The 22,663-nt window shown below is 69.3% G+C and carries 23 protein-coding genes; 9 read left to right on the top strand and 14 right to left on the bottom strand.

Translation table 11 applies throughout. From position 1 onward, the window contains the following. Positions 1 to 411: 411 nt before the first annotated feature. Together rpsO and ON21_RS18130 are read right to left on the bottom strand one after the other, a co-directional pair. Positions 412 to 681: a 30S ribosomal protein S15 gene (gene rpsO, locus ON21_RS18125; RefSeq protein ID WP_039799352.1), complete on the bottom strand. Its 270-nt coding sequence runs from the start codon at positions 679 to 681 to the stop codon at positions 412 to 414. A gap of 271 nt (positions 682 to 952) precedes the next feature. After that, the gene (locus tag ON21_RS18130; protein WP_051020927.1) at positions 953 to 1,924 is read right to left on the bottom strand and encodes a bifunctional riboflavin kinase/FAD synthetase; all 972 of its coding nucleotides are present in this window, start codon (positions 1,922 to 1,924) and stop codon (positions 953 to 955) included. Positions 1,925 to 2,315: 391 nt separating this feature from the next. On the opposite strand from ON21_RS18130, the gene ON21_RS18135 reads away from it, so the two are divergent. The 4 genes from ON21_RS18135 (at position 2,316) to ON21_RS18150 (ending at position 5,263) form a co-directional block, all read left to right on the top strand. Beyond that, positions 2,316 to 2,768, top strand: coding sequence for a cupin domain-containing protein (locus ON21_RS18135; RefSeq protein ID WP_051020920.1), 453 nt, complete (start codon positions 2,316 to 2,318; stop codon positions 2,766 to 2,768). 1 nt (position 2,769) lies between these two features. After that, positions 2,770 to 3,957, top strand: coding sequence for an aminotransferase-like domain-containing protein (locus tag ON21_RS18140; RefSeq protein ID WP_039799385.1), 1,188 nt, complete (start codon positions 2,770 to 2,772; stop codon positions 3,955 to 3,957). A gap of 37 nt (positions 3,958 to 3,994) precedes the next feature. After that, positions 3,995 to 4,414 carry a hypothetical protein gene (locus ON21_RS18145; protein ID WP_051020921.1) on the top strand — a complete coding sequence of 140 codons (420 nt, stop codon included), beginning with the start codon at positions 3,995 to 3,997 and terminating at the stop codon, positions 4,412 to 4,414. Positions 4,415 to 4,594: 180 nt separating this feature from the next. Further along, positions 4,595 to 5,263, top strand: a complete 669-nt coding sequence (locus ON21_RS18150) for a metal-dependent transcriptional regulator (protein ID WP_174372183.1) — start codon at positions 4,595 to 4,597, stop codon at positions 5,261 to 5,263. Between the two features lie 151 nt (positions 5,264 to 5,414). On the opposite strand, the gene ON21_RS18155 is transcribed toward ON21_RS18150, so the two are convergent. Together ON21_RS18155 and ON21_RS18160 are read right to left on the bottom strand one after the other, a co-directional pair. Continuing rightward, positions 5,415 to 6,548, bottom strand: a complete 1,134-nt coding sequence (locus ON21_RS18155) for a tartrate dehydrogenase (RefSeq protein ID WP_051020923.1) — start codon at positions 6,546 to 6,548, stop codon at positions 5,415 to 5,417. Beyond that, complete coding sequence (locus tag ON21_RS18160; RefSeq protein WP_086006441.1) at positions 6,508 to 7,980, bottom strand: NAD-dependent succinate-semialdehyde dehydrogenase; 1,473 nt, start codon at positions 7,978 to 7,980, stop codon at positions 6,508 to 6,510. The genes ON21_RS18155 and ON21_RS18160 overlap by 41 nt, the downstream gene beginning before the upstream one ends. 135 nt (positions 7,981 to 8,115) lie before the next feature. Between ON21_RS18160 and ON21_RS18165 the strand changes: the two genes are divergently transcribed. Next, positions 8,116 to 9,357: an aspartate aminotransferase family protein gene (locus ON21_RS18165; RefSeq protein WP_039799355.1), complete on the top strand. Its 1,242-nt coding sequence runs from the start codon at positions 8,116 to 8,118 to the stop codon at positions 9,355 to 9,357. A gap of 63 nt (positions 9,358 to 9,420) precedes the next feature. Beyond that, positions 9,421 to 9,915, top strand: coding sequence for a DUF3830 family protein (locus ON21_RS18170; RefSeq protein ID WP_039799357.1), 495 nt, complete (start codon positions 9,421 to 9,423; stop codon positions 9,913 to 9,915). A gap of 48 nt (positions 9,916 to 9,963) precedes the next feature. Here ON21_RS18170 and ON21_RS18175 read toward each other — a convergent pair whose 3' ends face one another. Further along, positions 9,964 to 11,364: an amidase gene (locus tag ON21_RS18175; RefSeq protein ID WP_083880705.1), complete on the bottom strand. Its 1,401-nt coding sequence runs from the start codon at positions 11,362 to 11,364 to the stop codon at positions 9,964 to 9,966. A 12-nt stretch (positions 11,365 to 11,376) separates the two neighbouring features. Further along, positions 11,377 to 12,342, bottom strand: a complete 966-nt coding sequence (locus tag ON21_RS18180) for a D-2-hydroxyacid dehydrogenase (protein ID WP_039799358.1) — start codon at positions 12,340 to 12,342, stop codon at positions 11,377 to 11,379. 86 nt (positions 12,343 to 12,428) lie between these two features. Here ON21_RS18180 and ON21_RS18185 point away from each other — a divergent pair, with 86 nt between their 5' ends. Genes ON21_RS18185 through ON21_RS18195 form a run of 3 tightly spaced genes read left to right on the top strand, consistent with a single transcriptional unit; the run spans position 12,429 to position 14,567 of the window. Then, positions 12,429 to 13,169: a maleate cis-trans isomerase family protein gene (locus tag ON21_RS18185; RefSeq protein ID WP_039799359.1), complete on the top strand. Its 741-nt coding sequence runs from the start codon at positions 12,429 to 12,431 to the stop codon at positions 13,167 to 13,169. A gap of 14 nt (positions 13,170 to 13,183) precedes the next feature. Then, a complete protein-coding gene (locus ON21_RS18190; RefSeq protein WP_039799360.1) occupies positions 13,184 to 13,915 on the top strand; it encodes a maleate cis-trans isomerase family protein in 732 nt (243 codons plus the stop codon). Continuing rightward, a complete protein-coding gene (locus ON21_RS18195; RefSeq protein WP_039799361.1) occupies positions 13,902 to 14,567 on the top strand; it encodes a GntR family transcriptional regulator in 666 nt (221 codons plus the stop codon). Before ON21_RS18190 ends, ON21_RS18195 begins: the two co-directional genes overlap by 14 nt. 110 nt (positions 14,568 to 14,677) lie before the next feature. On the opposite strand, the gene truB is transcribed toward ON21_RS18195, so the two are convergent. The 8 genes from truB to infB form a co-directional block, all read right to left on the bottom strand. Next, the gene (gene truB / locus ON21_RS18200) at positions 14,678 to 15,577 is read right to left on the bottom strand and encodes a tRNA pseudouridine(55) synthase TruB (protein ID WP_039799362.1); all 900 of its coding nucleotides are present in this window, start codon (positions 15,575 to 15,577) and stop codon (positions 14,678 to 14,680) included. After that, the gene (npt, locus tag ON21_RS18205) at positions 15,577 to 16,245 is read right to left on the bottom strand and encodes a 4'-phosphopantetheinyl transferase Npt (RefSeq protein WP_039799363.1); all 669 of its coding nucleotides are present in this window, start codon (positions 16,243 to 16,245) and stop codon (positions 15,577 to 15,579) included. Before npt ends, truB begins: the two co-directional genes overlap by 1 nt. A 57-nt stretch (positions 16,246 to 16,302) precedes the next feature. Beyond that, entirely contained in the window at positions 16,303 to 17,262 is a 960-nt protein-coding gene (locus ON21_RS18210) for a metallophosphoesterase family protein (protein ID WP_086006443.1), read from the bottom strand. 58 nt (positions 17,263 to 17,320) lie between these two features. Further along, positions 17,321 to 18,670: an MATE family efflux transporter gene (locus ON21_RS18215; RefSeq protein ID WP_039799389.1), complete on the bottom strand. Its 1,350-nt coding sequence runs from the start codon at positions 18,668 to 18,670 to the stop codon at positions 17,321 to 17,323. Positions 18,671 to 18,824: 154 nt separating this feature from the next. Beyond that, positions 18,825 to 19,826, bottom strand: coding sequence for a DHH family phosphoesterase (locus ON21_RS18220; RefSeq protein WP_039799366.1), 1,002 nt, complete (start codon positions 19,824 to 19,826; stop codon positions 18,825 to 18,827). A 13-nt stretch (positions 19,827 to 19,839) separates the two neighbouring features. Next, positions 19,840 to 20,283 carry a 30S ribosome-binding factor RbfA gene (rbfA, locus tag ON21_RS18225; protein ID WP_039799367.1) on the bottom strand — a complete coding sequence of 148 codons (444 nt, stop codon included), beginning with the start codon at positions 20,281 to 20,283 and terminating at the stop codon, positions 19,840 to 19,842. Positions 20,284 to 20,372: 89 nt separating this feature from the next. Continuing rightward, positions 20,373 to 20,663: a DUF503 domain-containing protein gene (locus tag ON21_RS18230; protein ID WP_039799368.1), complete on the bottom strand. Its 291-nt coding sequence runs from the start codon at positions 20,661 to 20,663 to the stop codon at positions 20,373 to 20,375. Positions 20,664 to 20,739: 76 nt separating this feature from the next. Further along, positions 20,740 to 22,663: translation initiation factor IF-2 (gene infB, locus ON21_RS18235; RefSeq protein ID WP_083880708.1), on the bottom strand; the 1,924-nt coding region annotated here is incomplete at its 5' end.

The raw sequence follows: 22,663 nt of genomic DNA on the forward strand, positions 1-22,663 counted from the left end.
AATGTTGTCGTGCGACGGGGGCAATCCGCACCCCTGTACACATATAACCAACGGTGCGATTGTACGTCTCCCCGTTGGCCGAACCAGCGACCCCTCGGACACCCCCGTGTCGAGCAGCCGCGCCGCATCCCCCGGACAGCGAACGAACAAACCGACGTGGCTGCGCCGGATAACTCCGAACAACGCGACCCCGCCACGACAGGCATGCACCCGGACCGCACCGTCACCACAAGACGCGCCCAGCTCACCTCGACCACGTCTTTCGAGCGAAGCGAGACCGAGCCTGTCCCGTTCCCGGCCCGGCTCGCGCCGAGTGGCCGCTGCGTCCGCGACGAAGTCGCCAGCAGCGGTCGCTCGGACGCGAGCCATGAAGGGGCCGCGAACACCCAGCGCCGCAGGCGCTGGAAAAAATTACCGACGCAGCCCGAGCCGCTCGATCAGCGAACGGTAGCGGTTGATGTCGTTGTCCTGCAGGTACTTCGACAGCCGCTTGCGACGACCGATCAGCGCCATCAGGCCGTGGCGGGTGTGGTGGTCGTGCTTGTGCTTCTTCAGGTGCTCGGTGATGTCGGCGATGCGCTTGGACAGCAGCGCGATCTGCGCCTCCGGCGAACCGGTGTCCTTCTCGTGCAGGCCGTACTCGGCGAGAATCGCCGACTTCTGCTCGGTGGTCAGCGCCATGGGGCATCCACTCCTGTTTCTCAGTTCCGCGCTCGAATGTCCGGTTACCCGGGTAGGGGCGCCACCGCGGACCGCAGCAAACCCGAGGGACCACCCTACCGGACCGGCATCTTCCAGCCGAAATCGCGGGCCCGCCGAGGCGCCCCGGCTCCGGTCACACCGCCGAGGGAAGCATCGGCATTACCTTCCGGGTAATCGACTCGCCGCATTCCGGCTGCGAATCTTCGAGCAGCTCGACAACGACCTGCTCGAGGTCATGAAGTCCTGACGCTCAGCGGGCGTCGGCGGCGGTGAGGATCTTGCGCGCGGTCTCCACGTCGCGGCCCATGGACTCGATGAGCTCGTCCACCGAGTCGAATCTGCGCTGGCCCCGGATGTGCTCGACGAAGTCCACCGCGACGTGCTGACCGTAGAGGTCGGCCTCACCGTCGAGCACGTACGCCTCGACGGTGCGGGCGCGTCCGGAGAAGGTCGGGTTGGTGCCCACCGAGACGGCGGCCATCGCCCGCTCGCCCGGGGTGACGGTGCCGATGGTGGGGCCGGGGCCGAGCACGGTGAACCACCCGGCGTACACGCCGTCGGCCGGAATGGCGGCGTGCATCGGCGGCGCGACGTTCGCGGTGGGGAAGCCGAGTTGCTTGCCGCGGCCGTCGCCGTGCACGACGACGCCTTCCACTCGGTGCGGACGGCCCAGCGCCTCGGCCGCGGCCGCCATGTCGCCCGCGTCCACGCAGGCGCGGATGTAGGTCGAGGAGAAGGTCACGGCGTGCTCGGCGAGCAGCGACACGCCGTCGACCTCGAAGCCGAAACGGTGACCGAGCTCGCGCATGGTCTCCACCGTCCCCGCGGCCTTCTTGCCGAAGGTGAAGTTGTCGCCGACCACCACTTCCACCACGTGCAGCCGCTCCACCAGCAGATCGTGGACATAACGCGCCGGAGTCAGCTTCATGAACTCCTGGGTGAAGGGCATGACGCAGAACACGTCCACGCCCAGTTCCTCGGCCAGTTCGGCGCGGCGGGTGAGGGTGGTCAGTTGCGCGGGGTGCGAGCCGGGGCGGACCACTTCCATCGGGTGCGGATCGAACGTCATCAGCACCGCGGGCACGCCGCGCGCGGCGGCGGACTTCACGGCCCGGCTGATCAGCTGCGCGTGGCCGCGGTGCACACCGTCGAACACACCGATCGTGAGGACACAGCGCCCCCAGTCCGCGGGCACCTCGTCGAGACTTCGCCATCTCTGCACAGTGCGCAGCCTACGCAAATCAGGTAGCGAACAGTATTCGGGCGTGCTGATCTCACACAACGGTTCCGCTGCCGTGAGCCGACGCGCAGGCGCGAGCCGCCGAGCGCCGATCGGTCGGGCCACCCTCAGCCGCGGCACGACGCAGGCCGGGGCGGCTGCGGAGGGATAACCGGCATGTGGCCGTGGCCGCCGCACGACGGCGCGCCGCTGCGCCGCGACGTCGGGGTCGACGACATCGCCGAGGAAATCTTCGCTCACCGGAAAGCAGCCGTACGGATTCGCGAAAGAGCCGATACACCCCCGGTTTTCCGCGGGCACACAAGCTCGTCTCGCCAGCAGCGGGAATGGTCTAGCGTCCAATTCGTCGGTGACGGAGTGCCCCGGAGTAGCCATGAAAAGTGCAGTCAAGCACGTGCGTGTGATCAAGCCGTCCGATTCGGCCGAAACAATCGGAAGGCAACGACAACGCCTCATTCCTTGCGTCACCACCGAAACCTGTGGCGCCACCGGCATCTCGGCGGGCATGGTCAACATGGCCCCGGGTGCGATGTCGAAAGCGCATTATCACGCGCACAGCGAGATCGTGGTCGTCTGCCTGCGCGGGCGAGCGGTCACCCTGATCGGCCCGGAACTGACACCTCATTTCCACGGTCCGGGCGAGTTCATCTACATCCCCGAAGGCGTCGTGCACGTGGCGGTGAACCTCGACGAGGCCGAGGATCTGGTCGCGGTGGAAATGCGGACCGATCCGCTGTTCAACGACGACGTGGTGCTGACGCCGGAATACGACGCCGGCGTACCCGATGTCGTCGCCCGCCTGCGGCGACTCGATCCGGTCGGCTGACGTGGCCGTCGGCAAACGCAGCCGCGGCGCGGCCGAGGTGACCAGCGGGCCCATCGACGACATCTTCGCTGCGCTGGCCGGCCGCCCCGACGTGGTGTCCTTCGCCGTCGGTGCGCCCGACCCCGCTCTGCTGCCGAGCGAACTCGTCGCCACGCTGGCGCAGACGGTCGTCGGCAGATACGGCAGCGCCGTGCTCCAATACGGGATGACCCAGGGATTCGCCCCGCTGTTGGACCAAGCGCGAAACCTTTTGCACAACCGCGATATTCGGTGCACACCCGATCGCCTGCATATCTCGACCGGCGGCTCCGGCGCATTGCACAATGTGTGTTTGGCGCTGCTCGACCCGCAGGACGTGGTTCTGGTCGAAACCCCCACTTACGGCCCGGCGGTCAAGGAATTCCGCAGCCACGGAGCGACCGTCGTCGCGGTGCCTTCCGACGAATTCGGCATCGTGCCCGAAGCGCTCGCGGAAGCCTTGACCCGATTCGACGCGGCATTCGTCTATCTACTGCCCACTTTCCAGAATCCGACCGGGCGGACGATGCCCGCCGATCGACGGGAACGAATCGCCGAGATCGTCATCCGGCACGGCACACTGGTCGTCGAAGACGACGTCTACACCGATCTGCGCTACCGCGGCGCGGCACAGCCCGCACTGTCGTCTTTCGCCCCGGACAACTCGGTCTACATCACGTCCCTGTCGAAAACGCTCGCTCCCGCGATCCGTGTCGGAATCACCGTCATGCCCCCGGATCTCCTCCGGACGGTGCTCGCGTTGAAGCAGGGCATCGATATGCAGACCTCGACGTACTGCCAGGCGATTGCCGCCGAATTCCTGGCCAGCGCGGCCGGGGTGGCGCACCTCGCTCACGTCGTCGACGCCTATTCGGCCAAGCTGGACGCGTTGTCGGTGGCGCTCGAGCGGCATTTCCCGGCCGGGTTCCGCTGGATCGAGCCGGAGGGCGGGATGTTCCTGTGGGTCGAGGGCCCGCCCGATTTCGATGCCGACGCGCTGCTGGCGCGGGCACTGCGGCAGGGGGTCGCGTTCCTGCCCGGCAGCGCCTTCTACGCCGACGACGTCGCGGAGCACCGCAACACCATGCGGCTGAGTTTCGCGAACGTGCCGCGCGACGACATCGATCGCGGCATCGCCGCGCTCGCGGCCGTCTGCGGGGACACGGCATGAGTGGTCAGGCCCGAAGGCGGCAGCGCAGGGGCACGGCATGAGCGAGCGGCATCCGGTGCTCGGCACGTGGGAGGTGCACGCCGACGGCGCTCCGTTCGGCTACCACGTGATGCAGTTCCACCCCGGCGGCACGATGCTGCAATCGAACCCCGACCACGGCAATCGCACCACGAGCGACAGCAACGGCATGGGCACCTGGCGCTGCGCGGGCGACCGGGTCATCGGCGCCTTCCTGGAGTTCACCGTCGATCGCGCCGACCCCGACGTGGTGCGCAAAGGGATCGTCGCCTTCGACCTCGACGTGACCGGCGACGAGTTCACCGGGCTCGCCACGGCGACGTTCTACGAGTTGTCCGGCGAGCCGGTGGGCGCACCGGCGACCGCCCGGTTGACCGGTCGCCGATTCGACGGCGTGGCCGCGCATCGGAACGCACTCGACCTGTCGAGAACGGTATGACCCGGCGGGTGAACGGCGCATAGCGATTCGTTGTCGATCCGCCCACTACAGGTCGAGGATGTGTGTATCGGCACGCCAGTGCCTAAGCTCGGGTATGTGCCAGGTAAACGAGATATCGCCACTCGACGCGAGTTGGCCGACGCCCCGGCGCCGGGCGATGCGCACGGCGGTACCGCGACGATCGCGCCTGTGCTCTCGTCGGTCGCCCAGGACTACCTGAAGGTCATCTGGACCGCGCAGGAGTGGTCGCAGGAGAAGGTGACCACCAAGTTGCTCGCCGAACGGATCGGCGTGTCCGCCTCGACCGTGTCCGAAGCCGTCCGCAAACTCGCCGACCAAGGGCTGGTCGAGCACGCCCGCTACGGCGCGATCGCCCTCACCCCGGAGGGCCGCCGGGCCGCCGTCGCGATGGTGCGCAGGCATCGGCTCATCGAGACGTTCCTGGTGAACGAGCTCGGTTACGGCTGGGACGAGGTGCACGACGAAGCCGAGGTGCTCGAGCACGCGGTCTCCGAGCTGCTGATGGCCCGGATCGACGCCAAACTCGGATACCCCGATCGCGACCCGCACGGCGACCCGATCCCGTCGGTCGACGGCGCGGTGCCCACCCCGCCCGCGCGCCAGCTCAGCGACTTCCACGCCGGTGAATCCGGCCGGGTCGCGCGCATCTCCGACGCCGACCCCGACATGCTGCGCTACTTCGACTCGGTCGGCATCGCCCTGGACACCACCATCGCGGTCGTCGAACGCCGCGACTTCGCGGGCACCATCGCGATCCGCATCGGCGCCACCGACGCACCGACCGACCTCGGACGCCCCGCCGCCGAGGCCATCTGGCTCACCGCCTGATCGGTCCCCGTCGGCGAGATCTCGAGGCCGAGGCAGGGTCTCCGGCTCCGGGAAGTCTCGAGTCGGGGCGATTGCCACCCTGGGCCACATTCCCGGTCGAAGCAGACGGCCGCGTTCACTGCCGTGACATCGTCGCCCCGTCGAGGACGAGTCAGCCGCGGCCGGCTGTGGCGGCACGCCGGGCGAGCTCGGCCGCGCGGGTGGCGATCGCGTCGCCGAGTTCGGCGGTGGTGCCGGTGCCCCCGAGGTCGGGGGTGCGAACCTCTCCGGCGGCGAGCACGTCGCAGACCGCTCGATCGACGGCGGCGGCCGCGGCGGACTCGCCGAGATGCTCGAGCAGCATGGCGCCCGCGAGGATCTGCGCGACCGGGTTCGCGATGCCCTGACCGGCGATGTCGGGGGCGCTGCCGTGCACCGCCTCGAACATCGAGGGACCGGTGCGTTCGGGGTTGATGTTGCCCGACGGCGCGAGGCCGAGCCCGCCGGTCACGGCGGCGGCGAGGTCGGAGAGGATGTCGCCGAACAGATTCGAGCCCACGATCACGTCCAGCCGGTCCGGGTGCAGCACGATTTCGGCGGCCAGCGCGTCGACGTGCATCTGCCGCGTCTGCACCCGCGGATACTCGGCCGCGATGCGTTCGAACACGCTGTCCCAGTACGGCATCGAGTGGATGAGCCCGTTCGACTTGGTCGCCGAGCACAACCGCCCGGATCGTTCGGCGGCCCGCTCGAACGCGTAGCGGATGATCCGCTCGCATCCGGTGCGGGTGAACACCGATTCCTGGAGCACGAATTCGTCGGGGCGGCCCTCGTTGTGGATGCCGCCTATCCGGGAGTACTCGCCCTCGGAGTTCTCCCGCACGATGAGGATGTCCAGATCCTCGGCGGTCCGGCCGCGCAGCGCCGATTCCGTACCGGGCAGCAGGCGCACCGGGCGCAGGTTGACGTACTGACCGAACGCTCGGCGCAGCGGGATCAGCAGGCCCCACAGCGAGACGTGGTCGGGCACACCGGGAAAGCCGACGGCGCCGAGCAGGATCGCGTCGAAGCCCGCGAGCCGCCGAACTCCGTCCGGCGGCATCATGGCCCCCGTGCGCAGGTAGTTCTCGCAGGACCAGTCGAATTCGGTCCAGGCAAGACCGGGCAGCACGGCGTCGAGCACGCGCACCGCCGCCGCGGTGACGTCGACTCCGATCCCGTCACCCGGGATGGCGGCGATGCGGTACTCGCTCACTGGCACTCCTTCACAGTCGCACTCCGATGTACTTGGTCTCCAGGAATTCATCGATCCCGGTCAACCCGCCTTCGCGTCCGAGCCCGGATTCCTTGACGCCGCCGAAGGGTGCGGCCGGGTTCGACACCACACCCTGGTTGAGGCCGACCATCCCGGTTTCCAGCGCCTCGCACACTCGCAATCCGCGCCGGAGGTTCTCGGTGAACACATAGCTGACCAATCCGTAGGGCGTGTCGTTGGCCCGGCGCACGGCCTCCTCCTCGGTATCGAAGACGCCGATCGCGGCGACCGGTCCGAAGATCTCGGTGTGACACAGTTCGGCGTCGTCGGGGACGTCGACCAGGACGGTCGCGGGATAGAACGTGCCGGGTCCGTCCCACGCCGTCCCCCCGGTGAGCACCCTGGCGCCGCGGGTGCGCGCGTCGGCGACCAGGCGCTGCACCTTGGCGACGGCCTCGGTGTCGATCAGCGGACCGACCACCACATCCGGCTCGGTGCCCCGGCCCATCGGCAGGGCCGCCATCCGGTCGGCGAGCCTGCGCGCGAACACCTCGGCGACGCCGCGCTGGACGAGGATGCGATTGGCGGCGGTGCAGGCCTGGCCGATGTTGCGCATCTTCGCCGCCACCGCGCCCTCGACCGCCTCGTCGAGGTCGGCGTCGTCGAATACCAGCAGCGGCGCGTTGCCGCCGAGTTCCATCGAAGTGCGCATCACCGTCTGCGCGCACTGCGCGAGCAACTGCTTGCCGACCGCCGTCGAACCTGTGAACGACAACTTGCGCGAGCGGTCGTCGAGGATCAGCGGCGTCATCACCGCGGCGGGATCGGCTGTCGTGACGACGTTGACCACCCCGGCGGGCAACCCGGCGTCCGCCATCACCTGGGCCAGCGCGAGCATCGAAAGGGGCGTCTGCTCAGCCGGTTTCACCACGCAGGTGCAGCCGGCGGCGAGCGCGGGCGCGATCTTGCGGGCGCCCATGGCGACGGGAAAGTTCCAGGGCGTGATGAGCAAGCTCGGACCGACCGGCTGCCGGGCCACCAGAAAACGCGAACCGCCGGTCGGTGCGGGCATATACCCGCCGTCCAAGCGCACGGCCTCCTCGGCGAACCAGCGGAAGAACTCGGCGGCGTAGGCGATCTCGCCGCGCGCCTCGGCCAGCGGCTTGCCCATCTCCAGGGTGGCGATCAGCCCGAGCCGGTCGGTTTCGGCCAGCAACGCGCGATGCACGCGCATCAGCAGATCGCTGCGCTCGCGGGGCGCGGTGGCCGCCCAGTCCGGCTGCGCCGCGCACGCCGCGTCCAGCGCCGCGCGACCGTCGTCCGGGGCCGCGTCGGCGACCTCGCACAGCAGCTCACCCGTGGCGGGATCGAAGACCGGCAGCGTCCTGGCCGCCGTCCGCCACTGCCCCTGGATGAACAAGCCGCGCGGCACCGTGTCGATCGCGGCGCGTTCGGCCGCGCTCAGCGCGCTCTCGGTGAGCATGGTCGGTGGCTCCTTTCGACACCGCGCAGCGTCCGGCCATTGCTGCGACCCGTTCGGCCATGTTATGCATATTGTCGACAATCCGACAATAGACAGACTCCGGACCACCCCACCCGCACCGGGAGGCGAATCACCATGACCGAGCTCTCGCCCATCCTGAAACAGGCCACTCCGGTGACCGTCGACCACGGCGCGGGGTGCTACCTCTACGGCACCGACGGACGCCGCTACCTGGACTTCACCGCGGGCATCGGGGTGACCAGCACCGGGCACTGCCACCCGAAAGTGGTCGCCGCCGCGCAGGCCCAGGTGGCTTCGCTCATCCACGGCCAGTACACGACCGTGCTGCATCGGCCCCTGCTGGAGCTGACCGAACGGCTCGGCGCGGTGCTTCCGGAAGGACTCGACACGCTGTTCTTCGCGAACTCCGGCAGCGAGGCGGTCGAGGCCGCACTGCGACTGGTGCGCCAGGCCACCGGGCGGCCGAACGTCGTCGTCTTCCACGGCGGCTTTCACGGCCGCACCGTGGCCGCCGCGACCATGACGACCTCCGGTACCCGTTTCTCCGCCGGGTTCAGCCCGCTCATGCCCGGCGTGCACGTCGCGCCCTTCCCCACCGCCTATCGCTACGGCTGGAGCGAGCGGGAAGCCACCGCCTTCGCGCTGCGCGAACTCGACTACCTGTTCGCCACGCTCACCTCGCCCGCCGAGACCGCCGCGTTCATCGTGGAGCCGGTGCTCGGCGAGGGCGGTTACGTCCCCGGCAACACCGAGTTCTTCCACGGGCTGCGCGAACGCGCGGACCGGCACGGCATCCTGCTGGTCTTCGACGAGATCCAGACCGGATTCGGGCGCACCGGGAAGTTCTTCGGGCATCAGCACTTCGGCGTCCGGCCCGACGTGATCACCATCGCGAAGGGTCTGGCCAGCGGCTTCCCGCTGTCCGGCATCGCGGCGTCGCGCGAACTGATGGCGCGGGCGTGGCCGGGCTCGCAAGGCGGCACCTACGGCGGCAACGCGGTGGCCTGCGCGGCGGCGATCGCCACGCTCGAGGTCATCGAATCCGAAGGGCTGGTGGACAACGCGGCAGCCCGCGGCGCGCAACTGCTGCGCGGTCTGCGCGACAGCGCCACCAAGTCGATCGGCGACGTCCGCGGCCTCGGATTGCTCGTCGGCGCCGAATTCACCACGGCCACCGGCGAGCCCGATACCGCCACCGCCGCGGCCGCGCAGCGCGCCGCGGTGGACAAGGGACTGCTGCTGCTGACCTGCGGAGCGTACTCGAACGTGGTGCGGATGATTCCGCCGCTGATCGTGACCGATACACAGATCGAGGATGCTCTGGCGATCTGGTCCGAGGTGCTCGCCGAGTTGTAGCTCGCGCACCCCCTACCCGTCCGCTGCGCCCGCCCGGCGGGCCCGATCAGGAAGCAGGACCGCATGGCCCGCTACATCACCATCACGCTCACCAAAGCCGCGGTGACCTGCCGCGCCCGTCTGCTCGACGAGGAAGCACCCCAGACCTGCGCCGCGGTGTGGAACGCACTGCCGCAGGAAGGCGACGCCTTCCACGCCAAGTACGCCCGCAACGAGGTGTACACCTTGCTGCCGCGGATCGGCGCGGCGCCGCATCGGGAGAATCCGACGGTCACGCCCATCCCCGGCGACGTGTGCCTGTTCGATTTCGAGCCGTGGGAGATCGGCAACCCGGCCTACGGCTACGAGGCCGGCTCCGCGGCCGAGCACGAGCGCGGCGCGACCGATCTCGCGCTGTTCTACGGCCGCAACAATCTGCTGATCAACGGCGACCTCGGGTGGGTGCCGGGGAATGTCTTCGCCACCATCGAGGAGGGGCTCGCCGAGATGGCCGCGGCGTGCAACACGTTGTGGTTGCACGGCGTGCAAGGCGAGACGCTGGCCTTCGCTCGCGCCTGAACGACGGCGAACCCTGGCCCCGCGGTCTTCCCGCGGGGCCGTTCGCGTTCAGGAGGCCAGCACGAATTCGGCGTAGCGGGCCACCGCGAGGATCAGATCGTCGGAGTGGCGCGGACCGACGATCTGCAGTCCGACCGGCAGCCCCGCGCGCGTGGTGCCCGCCGGGATGCTGATCGCGGGTTGCTGGGTGAGATTGAACGGGTAGGTGAAGGGCGTCCACTCGGGCCAGCTGCGCAGGCCGCTGTCCGGTGGCACGTCGTGTCCCGCTTCGAACGCGGGAATCGGCACCGTCGGGGTGATCAGGACGTCGTAGTCGTTGTGGAAGGCGCCCATGGTGATACCGATCTGCGCCGCCACGTTGCGCGCGGTGAGATAGTCGACCGCGGTGACGGTTTCCCCGCGCTCCCATACCGCGCGCAGACCGGGATCCACGCGTTCGCGCGTGCCCGCCGGGAAGCCGGACAGCATCGTGGCCGCCCCGGCCGCCCAGAGCAGTTCGAACGCCTCACGCGGATCGTCGAATCCAGGATCGGCGACACTCACCCGGAGTTCGGCGTCGGCCAGCCGGGTGACCGCCGCCTCCACGATCGCGGCGACTTCGGGGTCGACCGTGGCGTAGCCGAGCGCCGGTGAGTACGCCACGCGCAATCCCCGCACGTCGCGGTGCATTTCGGCGCGGAAGGCGGTGAGCGTGGGAGCCAGCGCGGTGGGATCGCGCGGATCGGGGAGCGACAGGATGTCCATCAGCAGCGCCGCGTCCTCGACGGTGCGCGTCATCGGGCCCGCGTGCGCCAGCGGACCGAACGGGCTGGCCGGATACAGCGGAATCCGGCCGTAGGTGGGCTTGAACCCGACGATGCCGCAGAAGGCGGCGGGAATGCGCACGCTGCCACCGCCGTCCGTGCCCACCGAGACCGGGCCCATGCCCGCCGCGACGGCCGCGGCGCTGCCGCCGGAGGAGCCGCCCGCGGTGGTGGCCGGGTCGGCCGGATTCCGGGTGATGCCCGCCAGCGGGCTGTCGGTGACCGCCTTCCACGCGATCTCCGGAGTGGTGGTCTTGCCGAGGAAGACCATGCCGTCCTCGCGCAGCCGCGCCGCCACCGGACTGTCCACCAGCCACGGGCCGGCCGGGTCGATGGACGTGGAGCCGCGCCGGGTGGGCCAGCCCTCGGTCAGGAAGACGTCTTTGATCGAGATCGGCACGCCGTCGAGCAGGCCCCTGGCATGACCGGACTGCCAGCGCGCCTCGGAATCCTTCGCCTGCACCAGGGCTCGATCGTGATCGACGAGACAGAAGGCGTTGAGCGCGTCGTCGCGGTCGGCGATCGCGCGCAGGATCGCCTCGGTCGCCTCGACCGGCGACAACGCGCCGGCCGCGTAGGCCGAGACCAGCTCGACCGCGGTCATGGCGGTCGGGTCGGTGGGTTGGTTCTTGTCGGGGTAGCTCATGGATGGGCTCCTTCAGCCGGGCACGTACCCCAGCCTTTTGTCGACCACGTTGTCCAGCGGACGGCCTGCGATCCAGTTGTCGAAGTTCTCGGTGAACGCGTCGACGATCTCGGTGCGCCACCCGATGAAGTCACCGGAGTTGTGCGGGGTGATCCGGACGTTCGGCAGTTCCCACAGGGGGTGATCGGCGGGGAGCGGCTCGGGGTCCACCACATCGAGCGCCGCCGCGGCGATCGATCCGGTGCGCAGCGCGGCGACGAGATCGTCGGTCACAACGAGTTCCCCGCGCCCGACGTTGACAAACCTGGCGTGCGGCTTCATCGCGGCGAAGGCGGCGGCGTCGAACATGTTCCTGGTGCGGTCGGTGAGCGGAGCGATCGCGACGACGTAATCGGCGCGGGCCAGTTCGGCGTGCAGATCGGTGGTGATCTCGCCGAAATCCGGGTCCTGCGCGCGCTCCCGCCTGCCCACGGCGCGCACGGTCATCCCCACCGCACGCAGCAGTCGGGCGATATGACGCCCGATCGAACCGGTGCCGACGATCAACGCCGTCGAGCCCGCGACCCGTTCGGATTCCCGATGCCGCCACTCGTGCCGCTGTTGCAGCAGCAGCGAACCGGACAAGTCTTTGGCGAAACCGAGAATCTGCCCGAGGACGTACTCGGCGATCGCGGCATCGAAGACGCCCCTGGTGTTGGTCACCACCACGTCGCTGGCTCGCAGTTCGGGGAACATCGCCGGGTCGACGCCGGTGGATCCCATGTGCACCCAGCGCAGACGGTCGGCGGCATGCCACGCGCCGGGCAGCGCCCGGGTGCGAAAGTCGTAGACGAACAAGACCTCCGCTCCGCGCAGGGCATTCGCCAACCCGGATGCCTCGGTGTACCGGATGGTGGCGCGGCCTGCTACTCGGTCCATTCGTTCGGCGTCGGGCACACTGTCACTGTGCAGGACGACGACAATCGGGCCCTGTTCCACATTGACACACTAAGAGGGCATCGTATGATTGTCAACAATCCGATCGTGTTCGGAGGTCGTCCCGGCTGAGCGCGAGAGGGGCCGTAGTGGATCTGAGCTTTCCCGACCTCGAGGGGCCCGTTGCACAACGGGGTATCGGGATCATCGCACCGTTCGACCTCGCCCTCGAACGAGAGCTCTGGCGCTGGGCGCCGCTGGAGGTGAGTCTGCACTTGGCCCGCACCCCCTACGAACCGGTCCCGGTGTCGCTGGAGATGGCCGAATTGGTCTCCGACGCGGCCCATCTCACCGCGGCCACCCGCAACGTGCTGCACGTGGAACCGGAAGTCGTGGCCTACCTGTGCACGTCGGGCAGCTTCATCAAAGGCCTCGCCTACGAGAAGTCGTTGCGCGACACCATCTGCCGGGCCGGGGCGCAGGACGCGGTCACCACCTCGGGCGCCTTGCTCGAAGCGATCCGCCATCTGGACCTCACCCGCATCTCGGTGCTGACCCCGTACGACGAGATCCTGACCCACCGCCTGCACGAGTTCCTCGCCGAAGCCGGGTGCTCGGTGGTGCGCTCCGACCACCTCGGGCTCGGCGGCGGCATCTGGAAGGTCAGCTATCGCACGATCGCCGAACGCATCGTCGGCGCCGACGATCCCGAGGCCCAGGCCGTCTTCGTCAGCTGTACCAATTTGCCCACCTACGACGTGATAGAGCCGCTGGAGAAGGCCCTCGGCAAGCCGGTGCTCACCGCCAACCAGCTCACCATGTGGGCCTGCCTCGGCCGGATGAAGCTCCCGATGATGGGCCCGGGCAAGTGGCTGCTCAACGTTTTCTGAAGGAAGAACATCGCATGCACGCACCCACTGTCGGATTCATCTATCCGGACCACGCGGCGGAGGACGACTACCCGCTCGCGGCGGCGGCGCTCGGCGCGCACCTTCCGGTGGCCCACATCTACGGCACCGATCTGCACGCCGTCCCCGAACTGCTCGAGCTGGGCAGTCCGGAGAAGTTGCGCCTCGGCGCTTCGCTGCTCGCGCGGCATCGCCCCGAGGCCGTCGTCTGGGCCTGCACATCCGGCAGCTTCGTCTACGGGCCCGCCGGGGCGCGCGAGCAGGCGCGCGCGCTGGCCGAGGTCGCGGGCGTCCCTGCGACCAGCACCAGCATCGCGTTCGCCGACGCGGTGCACGCGCTGGGGCTGCGCACCGTCGCCGTCGCCGCCAGTTATCCCGACGACGTCGCCCGGCTGTTCGTGGAGTTCCTCGCCGACGCGGGCATCGACGTCGTCTCGATGTCCAGCGCGGGGATCGACACCGCAGCCGAGGTCGGTACCCTCACCCCGGGCCGGGTGCTGCGGCTGGCGGCGGACAACGACCATCCCGATGCCGAGGCGCTGCTCATCCCCGACACCGCGATGCACACCATGGCGGTGCTGCCGGACCTGGAGGCTACGCTGGGCAAACCGGTGCTGACGGCCAATCAGGTCACGATCTGGGCGGGGCTGCGGCTGGCCGGCGCCGAGCCGGTCGTTCCCGGACTCGGGACCTTGTTCGCGGAAAGGCAGATCGATGTCCGTCGTTGATTTCGAGCCGGTGAACCGGCAGTCGACCGCGGAGATGATCGCCGATCGGCTCCGCGAGGCGATCATGCGCGGCAGTCTCGCGCCCGGAGCACAGCTCGGCGAGGCCGACCTCGCCGCGCGGTTCGCGGTCTCCCGCGGGCCGGTGCGCGAGGCGATGCAGCGCTTGGTCTCCGAGGGCCTGCTGCGCAGCGTCCGACATCGCGGGATCTTCGTCATCGAACTGAGCCTCGACGACGTCGTCGACATCTACCGGGCCAGGACGGCGCTGGAGGGCGGCGCGCTGGAGCTGATCCTCGACGGCCGCCGCCCGATCGCCTACGAGGCGCTCGGTCCCAGCGTCGAAGAGATGGCCGCGTGCGCCGAACGCGGCGACGCGGTGGGGGTGTCCGAGGCCGACCAGGCCTTCCATGAGGCCCTGGTGGAGAGCGCGGCCAGTCCGCGGCTGGTGCGCGCGGCCCGCACCTTGCTGATCGAGACGCGCATGTGCCTGGGCGCCTTGCAGACGACCTATCCGGACCTGCGGGAACAGGCTCGCGAACACATCGGCCTGCGCGAAGCGATCGGCGCCGGCGAGCCCGCGCGCGCCCGCGCTCTGCTCGTCGAGCACATGGACGACGCCGTGCAACGCCTCCGGCACCAGATCGGCTCCTGAGCGCGGCGCTGCGCAGTGAGTTCCCCATACCCGCGCGCGCCGACGGCATGGTCGGCAACCGGCGACTCAGCGGACGAGACTCTGATCCCGCGGCACGGGCCGCCACAGGATCAGAGGTTGGCGGGGCGGACGACCATCACCGAGGACGCGCGATTACCGGACTCCCGCAGCAGGGCGATAGCTCGGCCTGCCGGGTCCATGGCGGCGTAGACGCCGGGCATTCCGGCCGGGGCGAGCCAGCGTCCGTTGCGCAGGTCGTCGGCCTGCTGGTCGTCGATGTCGCGGTGCGGGAACGCCGTTCGCACCGCGGCATCGATATCGAGGCTCAACGGCGGCGCGCCGGACTCCGCGGCGGCGGCCAGATCGTCCAGGGTGCGGGCGTGCTCGAGGGTGAACGGACCGACCCTGGTGCGGCGCAACGCGGTCAAGTGGCCGCCGACACCGAGCGCGGCGCCGAGGTCTCTGGCCAGCGCCCGCACGTAGGTGCCCGACGAGCACTCGACCACCACGTCCAGGTCGACGAAATCACCGGCATCACGCCGGGCGAGCACGTCGAACCGCGACACCGTGACCGGACGCGCGGCCAGCTGCACGTCCTCGCCCGCACGATGGCGGGCATAGGCGCGTTCGCCGTTCACCTTGATCGCGCTCACAGTGGCGGGCACCTGCTCGATGTCCCCGGTCAGTTCGGCTGTGTGCGCGACGATGTCGGCGTCGGTGAGGTGACCGGCCGGTGCCGTGGCCAGCACCTCGCCCTCGGCGTCGTCGGTACTGGTCGCCTGCCCCAGCCGGATGGTCGCGGTGTACGCCTTGGTCGTCAGCGTGAGCAGGCCGAGCAGTTTGGTCGCGCGTTCCACGCCGAGCACCAGCACACCGGTCGCCATCGGATCGAGGGTGCCCGCGTGACCGATCTTCTTCGTGCGCAACAGCTTCCGGCATTTCGCGACGACGTCGTGACTGGTCCAGCCACCGGCCTTGTCGATGACGAGCAGCCCGCCGAGTCCGTCCATCAGACGTGCGCGATCGCGGTCAAGATGTACCCATCGGTGATCAGCCAGCGGCCGTCGAACGAGAGCAGCGGCGTGCCGCCGTCGGTGGTCTGCCCCGGCACCAGCAGTTCGGTGTGGAAGCTGCCGCGCCCGGAATCGGCGGAGCCGTCCTCGATCTCGAACGTGATGTGCGCGTCCTCGAAGCCGAGCCAGCGCAGTGTCAACGGGAACCACGCCTTGTAGGTGGCCTCTTTGGCGCAGAACAGCAACCGGTCCAGGTGCAATTCGGAATCGGTCGTCTTCAGCCACTCCCGCTCCGGCGGCAGGCTGACCGAGTCCAGTACGCCGTCCGGCAGCGTGGCGTGCGGCTCGGCGTCGATGCCGATCGAGCGGAATCGCAGCTTGTGGCCGAGCGCGGCGGCCTGGTAGCCGTCGCAGTGGGTCAGGCTGCCGACGATTCCGCGCGGCCACACCGGAGCGCCGCGCTCGCCCTTGCCGATCGCGACCGGCTGCTCGCCGAGCTGGGTGAGCGCCAACCGGGCGCAATGCCGCGCGCCGATGAAGTCCCGGCGGCGCTTCTCCACCGACTTGGCGATGAGATGCTCCTCCGCCGGATGCGGCCGCAGATCCTCCGGGTACGCCAGCAACTCGGCCGAGGCCACACCCGCGGGCAGAATGTTCTCGATCATCACCGACGAGCGTAGTCGAGCCGCACCGGGTGGGATCGCAGCGCCATGGGCCTCGGACTACGCCATCCCGCGCCGCTGCTGCGCTTTGCTGCGCATCTCCGCGGCGGCTGCTTCCATCTCGGGAGTCACCTGGAAGTGTCCACCCCACTTGTTGAGCGTGCCCGGCGGATACTGCGGGGTCGGCAGGATCTGGCGCAGCAACCGGTCGGGCAGGCCGCGGCGCTGCCATTCGCGCGGGTAGCCCAGCGACACCTCCTCGAACCGGACGCCGTCGTAGTGCGAGGTCCGCGGGATGTGCAGGTGACCGTAGACCGAGCAGACCACGTTGTAGCGGGTGTGCCAATCCGCGGTCAGTTCGGTGCCGCACCACAGCGCGAACTCCGGGTAGAACAGCACGTCGGTCGGCTGCCGCACCAGCGGGAAGTGGTTGATCAGGACGACCGGGGTGCCGGGGGCGAGCGCGTCGAGCTTGCGCTTGGTCACCTGTACCCGGGCGTGGCACCACGCGTCCCTGGTCAGGTAGGGATCCGGTGAGAGCAGGAATTCGTCGGTGGCCACCACGTTGCGCTCACGCGCGATCGCCAGGCCCTCCGCCTTGGTGGTGGCTCCCTCCGGCAGGAAGGAGTAGTCGTACAGCAAGAACATCGGAACCAGCGTGACCGCTCCGCCGTGCTCCTCCGAACCCGCGCCCTGCCACACCGGAAACGGGTCCTCCGGTGTCAGCACATCCAGGTCGCGGCACATCGACACCAGGTAGTCGTAGCGCGCCACCCCGGCCATCTGCACCGGGTCCTTCGCCGTCGTCCACAGTTCGTGATTGCCCGGCACCCAGATCACCTTGGCGAACCGGCCGCGCAGCAGCTCCAGCGCCCACCGGATGTCCTCGGTCTTCTCCCCCACGTCGCCGGCCACGATGAGCCAGTCCTCCGGCGAGTCCGCCTCGATCTGCTCGACGACCGGCCGATTCCCCTGGTGCCCGACATGAATGTCGCTCACCGCCATCAACTTGGGTATCACCACACCTACCTTGGCACATCGATTCGGATTCGCGCGCACCGGCCGAGCCGGGTGTCGGTCACCTCGGCACTTCGGCGCCGACCAGGGCCCACCGGCCCGACCACGCCCGCACCGCGACGGCGATCAGCCGCAACAGCATGAACGCGGCGAGGCCGGACCAGATTCCGGCGACACCCCAGTCGAAGGCCAGCGACAACCAGATGGCGGGCAAGAAGCCGAGCAGCGCCGCTCCGAGCGTGGTGGTGCGCAGATAGGCCGCGTCACCGGCGCCGAGCAGCACGCCGTCGAGCGCGAAGACGATGCCCGCCACCGGAATGAGCGCGACGAAGAACCACCACACCACGTGTGCGCGCCCGAGCACGTCGGCATCGTCGGTGAACAGCGAAGGAATCACCGCCGCCCCTGCCGCGAAGCAGGCGGCGAGCCCGAGGCTGAAGATCTCCGACCAGCGGGTCACGCGCCGGGCGATCCCCCGGGCGCCGGTGGCGTCACCCGCGCCCAGAGCGGCGCCGGTGAGCGTCTGGGCGGCGATGGCCAGCGCGTCCAAGGCGAGGGCCAGGAAGTTCCACAGCTGCAGCACCAACTGGTGTGCCGCCACCGACGCGGCGCCGAAACGCGCGGCGACCGCCGCCGCCGAGACGAAGCACGCCTGGAACGCGAAGCTGCGGACGATCAGGTCGCGCCCGAGCACCAACTGAGCCCGCATCACCGACCAGCGCGGGGCGAGGGAGACCCCTTCGCGGATCAACGCGTTCGAGAACAGGACCGCGGTGACGATCTGGCCCGCCACGTTGGCCACGGCGGAGCCCGGCAGGCCGAGGTGCGGTGCGCCGAACAGTCCGTGCACCAGCGCCGGGCACAGGACTGCCGATACCGCGAGTCCGGCGACGACGTAGATCAACGGCCTGCGCGTCTCCTGGACGCCACGCAGCCATCCGTTGCCCGCCATGGAGATCAGGATCAGCGGCACGCCGAACAACGCGATCCGTACCCAGCCCAGCGCCTCCGCCGCGATATCCCCGCCGCCCGCGATGGCCCCGGTCACCGGCACGGCGAATGCTTGGACCAGCAGCAGGATCGCGGCGCCGACGGCCACCGCGATCCAGGTGGCCTGTACGCCTTCCGCGACGGCCCCGCGACGGTCGCCTGCGCCGTGGCGACGCGCCGAGCGCGCGGTGGTGCCGTAGGACAGGAAGGTCAACTGCGAACTCGTCTGCGCCAGGATCAGACCGCCGACGGCGAGCCCGGCCAGCGCGAGCGCCCCGAGCCTGCCGACCACGGCCAGGTCGAACAAGAGATAGATCGGTTCGGCGACCAGCACACCGAGAGTGGGCAACGCCAGGCCGAGAATGCGTCCGGGCCCGGCAGCGACGGCCCGGTCGAGGCCCTCCTGCTCGCTCGCTCGCAGGGTCGGGTCACCGATATCCGCGCCACTGGGAAGCTGCGCGTTCACCAACACCTCCACCACACGTCGCCCTCCGAGACGACCGCCGTTGCGACTTCGCTCTCTCCTCGGCACGGCCCCCCGACGAACACGGAGCCTCCCGGCTCCGACATACGGGTCATCCGAGTGCGGCCAGCAGCGCGCCGATCAGGTCCTCGGGCGCGCCGTGCGCGGTGTACCCGGCGGCGAAGCGATGCCCGCCGCCACCCAGCGACGTGGCCACCTCGGCGACGTCCACCCCGTCGCCAGCACACGAGCCGCTGTCACGCGAGCGCAGTGACACCGTCCATCGATCCGGCACCACACGAGATTGCTTGAATACCGCGGCGATTCCCGCTTCGGCAGTCGTGCGCACGATATCGATGACGCTCTCGACCTCCTCCGATCGCACGTCGTCGATGTCGTCCCGCCGCACGAACGCGTACACCAACCCGACACCGCCGCGCGCCTCCGGGACCAGTTGCGCCGTCCCGAGCACCCGCGACAGCATGGGCAGCCACCCGAACGGGTGCGTGTCCATCAAGGTGCGTGCGATATGCGCGCCGTCTATTCCGGTGGCCAGCAGCCGCTCCGCCAGTTCGTGCGTACCCGGCCGTACCCACCGGAACGAACCCGTGTCGGTGACCAGACCGGCGTACAGGCAATGCGCCACGTCCGCATCGATCGGTACGCCCCACGCGTCGAGCAACCGCGCGATCAGGCTCGTGGTGGACTCCGCGGCGGGATCGACCAGGTTGATCGTTCCGAAGCGCGTGTTGGACCGATGGTGATCGATCACCAATGTCGTTGCCGCGCCCGGCAATCGGTCGGCGAGCGCACCGAGCCGGCCCGCGCTGCCGCAGTCGACCGCGACCAGCAGGTCGACCTCGGCAGGCACCTGCACGGGCGCCACCAGATGCCGCACGCCGGGCAGCGACCGCATCGACACGGGCAATTCCGCGGGCTCGGCGAACGACACCTGCACCGGGACGCCGCGCCGGTGCAGCACCAACGCCAGCGCCAGACCACTTCCTACGGTGTCCGCATCGGGCTGCACATGGCAGACGATGGTCACCGAGCGCGCGGCGTCGAGCGCCGCCACGGCCGTGTCCAAGCCGGCCGTTTCCCGCATCGTCGTCATCGACTACCGCATGTCACTGGTCGGCGTCGCGTTCGACCTTGTAGGGGTCGGTATCGCCCGCGTGCCTGGCGGTGGCGGCCACCTGGGCGACCGCGTCGTCCGCCGCCCGCGCCCTGGCGAGCAGTTCCTCCATCTGCCGTGCCGCGTCGGGCACGGTATCCAGTACGAATGCCAGCGTCGGGGTGAACTTCACCCCGGTTCCCGCGCCCACCTTGGAGCGCAGGACACCCTTGGCCTTCTCCAAGCCGGCCGCCGCACCGTCGTAATCCGGTTCGGCGTCGAGGGTTTCGCCCATCACGGTGTAGTACACCGTCGCCTCCCGGAGATCGCCGGTGACCTTGGCGTCGGTGATGGTCACGAAACGCAGCCGCGGGTCCTTCACCTCGTATTCGATCGCGGTCGCGACGATCGAGGAGATCCGCTTGGCGAGTCGACGCGCCCTGGCTTGATCCACCATGGCCGTTTCCTCCTCACTGTCAACTCTGTTCGATGGCGGTCGGAGCGTGGCTCGCAGGCCGCCACCCGAGCTCCGTCGCTGCGCCGCGGTCAGTCCTCGGGCCCGAAGATCCGGCGGCGCACCGCCAGCAACTGTAACTCCGGACGGGCCGCGACGTGTCGTTCACATCTGTCCAGCACCTCGGTCAGGTGATCCATTCCGGCACTGACCATGGCCACGCCCAGCAGCGAGCGACGGTATAGATCGTGTTCCCCACCTTCGGCGGCACTCACACCGAAACGCTGCAATTCGGCCAGGATCGGCCGGATCACCGAGCGCTTCTGTTTCAGGGAATGCACATCACCGAGCAGCAGGTCGAACTCCAGTGCACCCAGGTACACCTACACCCCTCCATATCGAGAAGACCGGCCGGACGCCGCGCACTGGGCGCGGCGTCCGGGTCGGTCTCGCGGCCTATCAGTCGCGCGGCTTCTCGCGCAGCTCGTAGGCCTCGATGATGTCGCCTTCCTTGATGTCGGAGTAGGTGACCGTCATACCGCACTCGAAGCCCTCGCGGACTTCGGTGACGTCGTCCTTCTCCCGGCGCAGCGACGAGATCGACATCGTCTCGGCGATCACCATGTTGTCTCGGAGCAGGCGCGCCCTGGCGTTGCGCTTGACCGAACCCGACGTGACCATGCAACCGGCGATGTTGCCGATCTTCGACGAACGGAAGATCGCCCTGATCTCGGCACGACCCAGCTCGACCTCTTCGTAGATCGGCTTGAGCATGCCCTTGAGGGCCTTCTCGATCTCATCGATGGCCTGGTAGATCACCGAGTAGTACCGGATGTCGACGCCCTCGCGGTTGGCCAGCTCGGTCGCCTTGCCCTCGGCGCGGACGTTGAACCCGATGATGATCGCGTTCGACGCCGAAGCGAGGTTGACGTTGGTCTCGGTGACGCCACCGACGCCGCGGTCGATCACCCGCAGGCGCACCTCGTCGCCCACCTGGATCCCGAGCAGCGCCTCTTCGAGGGCCTCGACCGTACCCGAGTTGTCGCCCTTGAGGATCAGGTTCAGCTCGCTGGTCTCCTTCAGCGCGGCATCCAGATCTTCCAGGCTGATCCGCTTGCGGCTGCGCGCGGCCAGCGCGTTGCGCTTGCGCGCGTTGCGCCGATCGGCGATCTGCCGGGCGATCCGGTCCTCGTCGACCACGAGCAGGTTGTCACCCGCTCCCGGCACCGACGTGAAGCCGATGACCTGGACCGGCCGCGACGGCAGCGCCGCCTCGACGTCCTCGCCGTGCTCGTCCACCATCCGGCGCACTCGGCCGTAGGCGTCTCCCGCCACGATCGAGTCGCCGACCCGCAGGGTGCCGCGCTGGATGAGCACGGTCGCCACCGGGCCGCGGCCGCGGTCGAGGTGCGCCTCGATGGCGACACCCTGCGCGTCCATGTCCGGGTTGGCCCGCAGGTCCAGCGCCGCGTCCGCGGTCAGCAGGACCGCCTCGAGCAGCGCATCGATGTTGATGTTCTGCCTGGCGGAGATGTCGACGAACATGGTCTCGCCGCCGTATTCCTCGGCGACCAGGCCGTACTCGGTGAGCTGCTGACGCACCTTCTGCGGGTTGGCGCCTTCCTTGTCGATCTTGTTGACCGCCACGACGATCGGCACGTCGGCCGCCTGCGCGTGGTTGATCGCCTCCACCGTCTGCGGCATGACGCCGTCGTCGGCGGCGACCACCAGGATCGCGATGTCGGTGGCCTTCGCACCGCGGGCACGCATGGCGGTGAACGCCTCGTGACCCGGGGTGTCGATGAAGGTGATCAGCCGGTCCTCGTCGCCGAGGTGGGTGAGCACCTGGTAGGCGCCGATGTGCTGGGTGATGCCACCGGCCTCGCCCTCGCGGACGTTCGCCTTGCGGATGGTGTCCAGCAAGCGGGTCTTACCGTGGTCGACGTGACCCATGACGGTCACCACCGGCGGACGCTGTTCGAGGTCTTCCTCGCCGCCCTCGTCCTCGCCGTAGGTGAGGTCGAACGACTCCAGCAGCTCGCGGTCCTCGTCCTCGGGGCTGACCACGTGGACGACGTAGTTCATCTCGCTGCCGAGCAGCTCGAGGGTCTCGTCGTTCACCGACTGGGTCGCGGTGACCATCTCGCCGAGGTTGAACAGGGCCTGCACCAGCGCGGCCGGGTTCGCGTCGATCTTCTCCGCGAAGTCCGACAGCGAGGCGCCACGGGCGAGCCGGATGATCTCGCCGTTGCCGCGCGGCAGCCGCACGCCGCCGACGGCGGGCGCCTGCATCGAGTCGTACTCTTGCCGCTTCTGCCGCTTCGACTTGCGGCCACGCCGGGGCGCGCCACCGGGACGGCCGAACGCGCCTGCCGCACCGCCG

It is taken from the genome of Nocardia araoensis NBRC 100135, assembly GCF_000308435.1.
GTDB classification, from domain to species: Bacteria; Actinomycetota; Actinomycetes; order Mycobacteriales; family Mycobacteriaceae; genus Nocardia; species Nocardia araoensis.

Bases quoted from the DNA above. Each gene is read 5' to 3' on its own strand.
- rpsO (WP_039799352.1), bottom strand. From the start codon at position 681: ATGGCGCTGACCACCGAGCAGAAGTCGGCGATTCTCGCCGAGTACGGC.
- ON21_RS18135 (WP_051020920.1), top strand. From the start codon at position 2,316: ATGAAAAGTGCAGTCAAGCACGTGCGTGTGATCAAGCCGTCCGATTCG.
- ON21_RS18145 (WP_051020921.1), top strand. From the start codon at position 3,995: ATGAGCGAGCGGCATCCGGTGCTCGGCACGTGGGAGGTGCACGCCGAC.
- ON21_RS18155 (WP_051020923.1), bottom strand. From the start codon at position 6,548: ATGAATTCCTGGAGACCAAGTACATCGGAGTGCGACTGTGAAGGAGTG.
- ON21_RS18160 (WP_086006441.1), bottom strand. From the start codon at position 7,980: ATGCTCACCGAGAGCGCGCTGAGCGCGGCCGAACGCGCCGCGATCGAC.
- ON21_RS18165 (WP_039799355.1), top strand. From the start codon at position 8,116: ATGACCGAGCTCTCGCCCATCCTGAAACAGGCCACTCCGGTGACCGTC.
- ON21_RS18170 (WP_039799357.1), top strand. From the start codon at position 9,421: ATGGCCCGCTACATCACCATCACGCTCACCAAAGCCGCGGTGACCTGC.
- ON21_RS18175 (WP_083880705.1), bottom strand. From the start codon at position 11,364: ATGAGCTACCCCGACAAGAACCAACCCACCGACCCGACCGCCATGACC.
- ON21_RS18190 (WP_039799360.1), top strand. From the start codon at position 13,184: ATGCACGCACCCACTGTCGGATTCATCTATCCGGACCACGCGGCGGAG.
- ON21_RS18195 (WP_039799361.1), top strand. From the start codon at position 13,902: ATGTCCGTCGTTGATTTCGAGCCGGTGAACCGGCAGTCGACCGCGGAG.
- truB (WP_039799362.1), bottom strand. From the start codon at position 15,577: ATGGACGGACTCGGCGGGCTGCTCGTCATCGACAAGGCCGGTGGCTGG.
- npt (WP_039799363.1), bottom strand. From the start codon at position 16,245: ATGATCGAGAACATTCTGCCCGCGGGTGTGGCCTCGGCCGAGTTGCTG.
- ON21_RS18220 (WP_039799366.1), bottom strand. From the start codon at position 19,826: ATGACGACGATGCGGGAAACGGCCGGCTTGGACACGGCCGTGGCGGCG.
- rbfA (WP_039799367.1), bottom strand. From the start codon at position 20,283: ATGGTGGATCAAGCCAGGGCGCGTCGACTCGCCAAGCGGATCTCCTCG.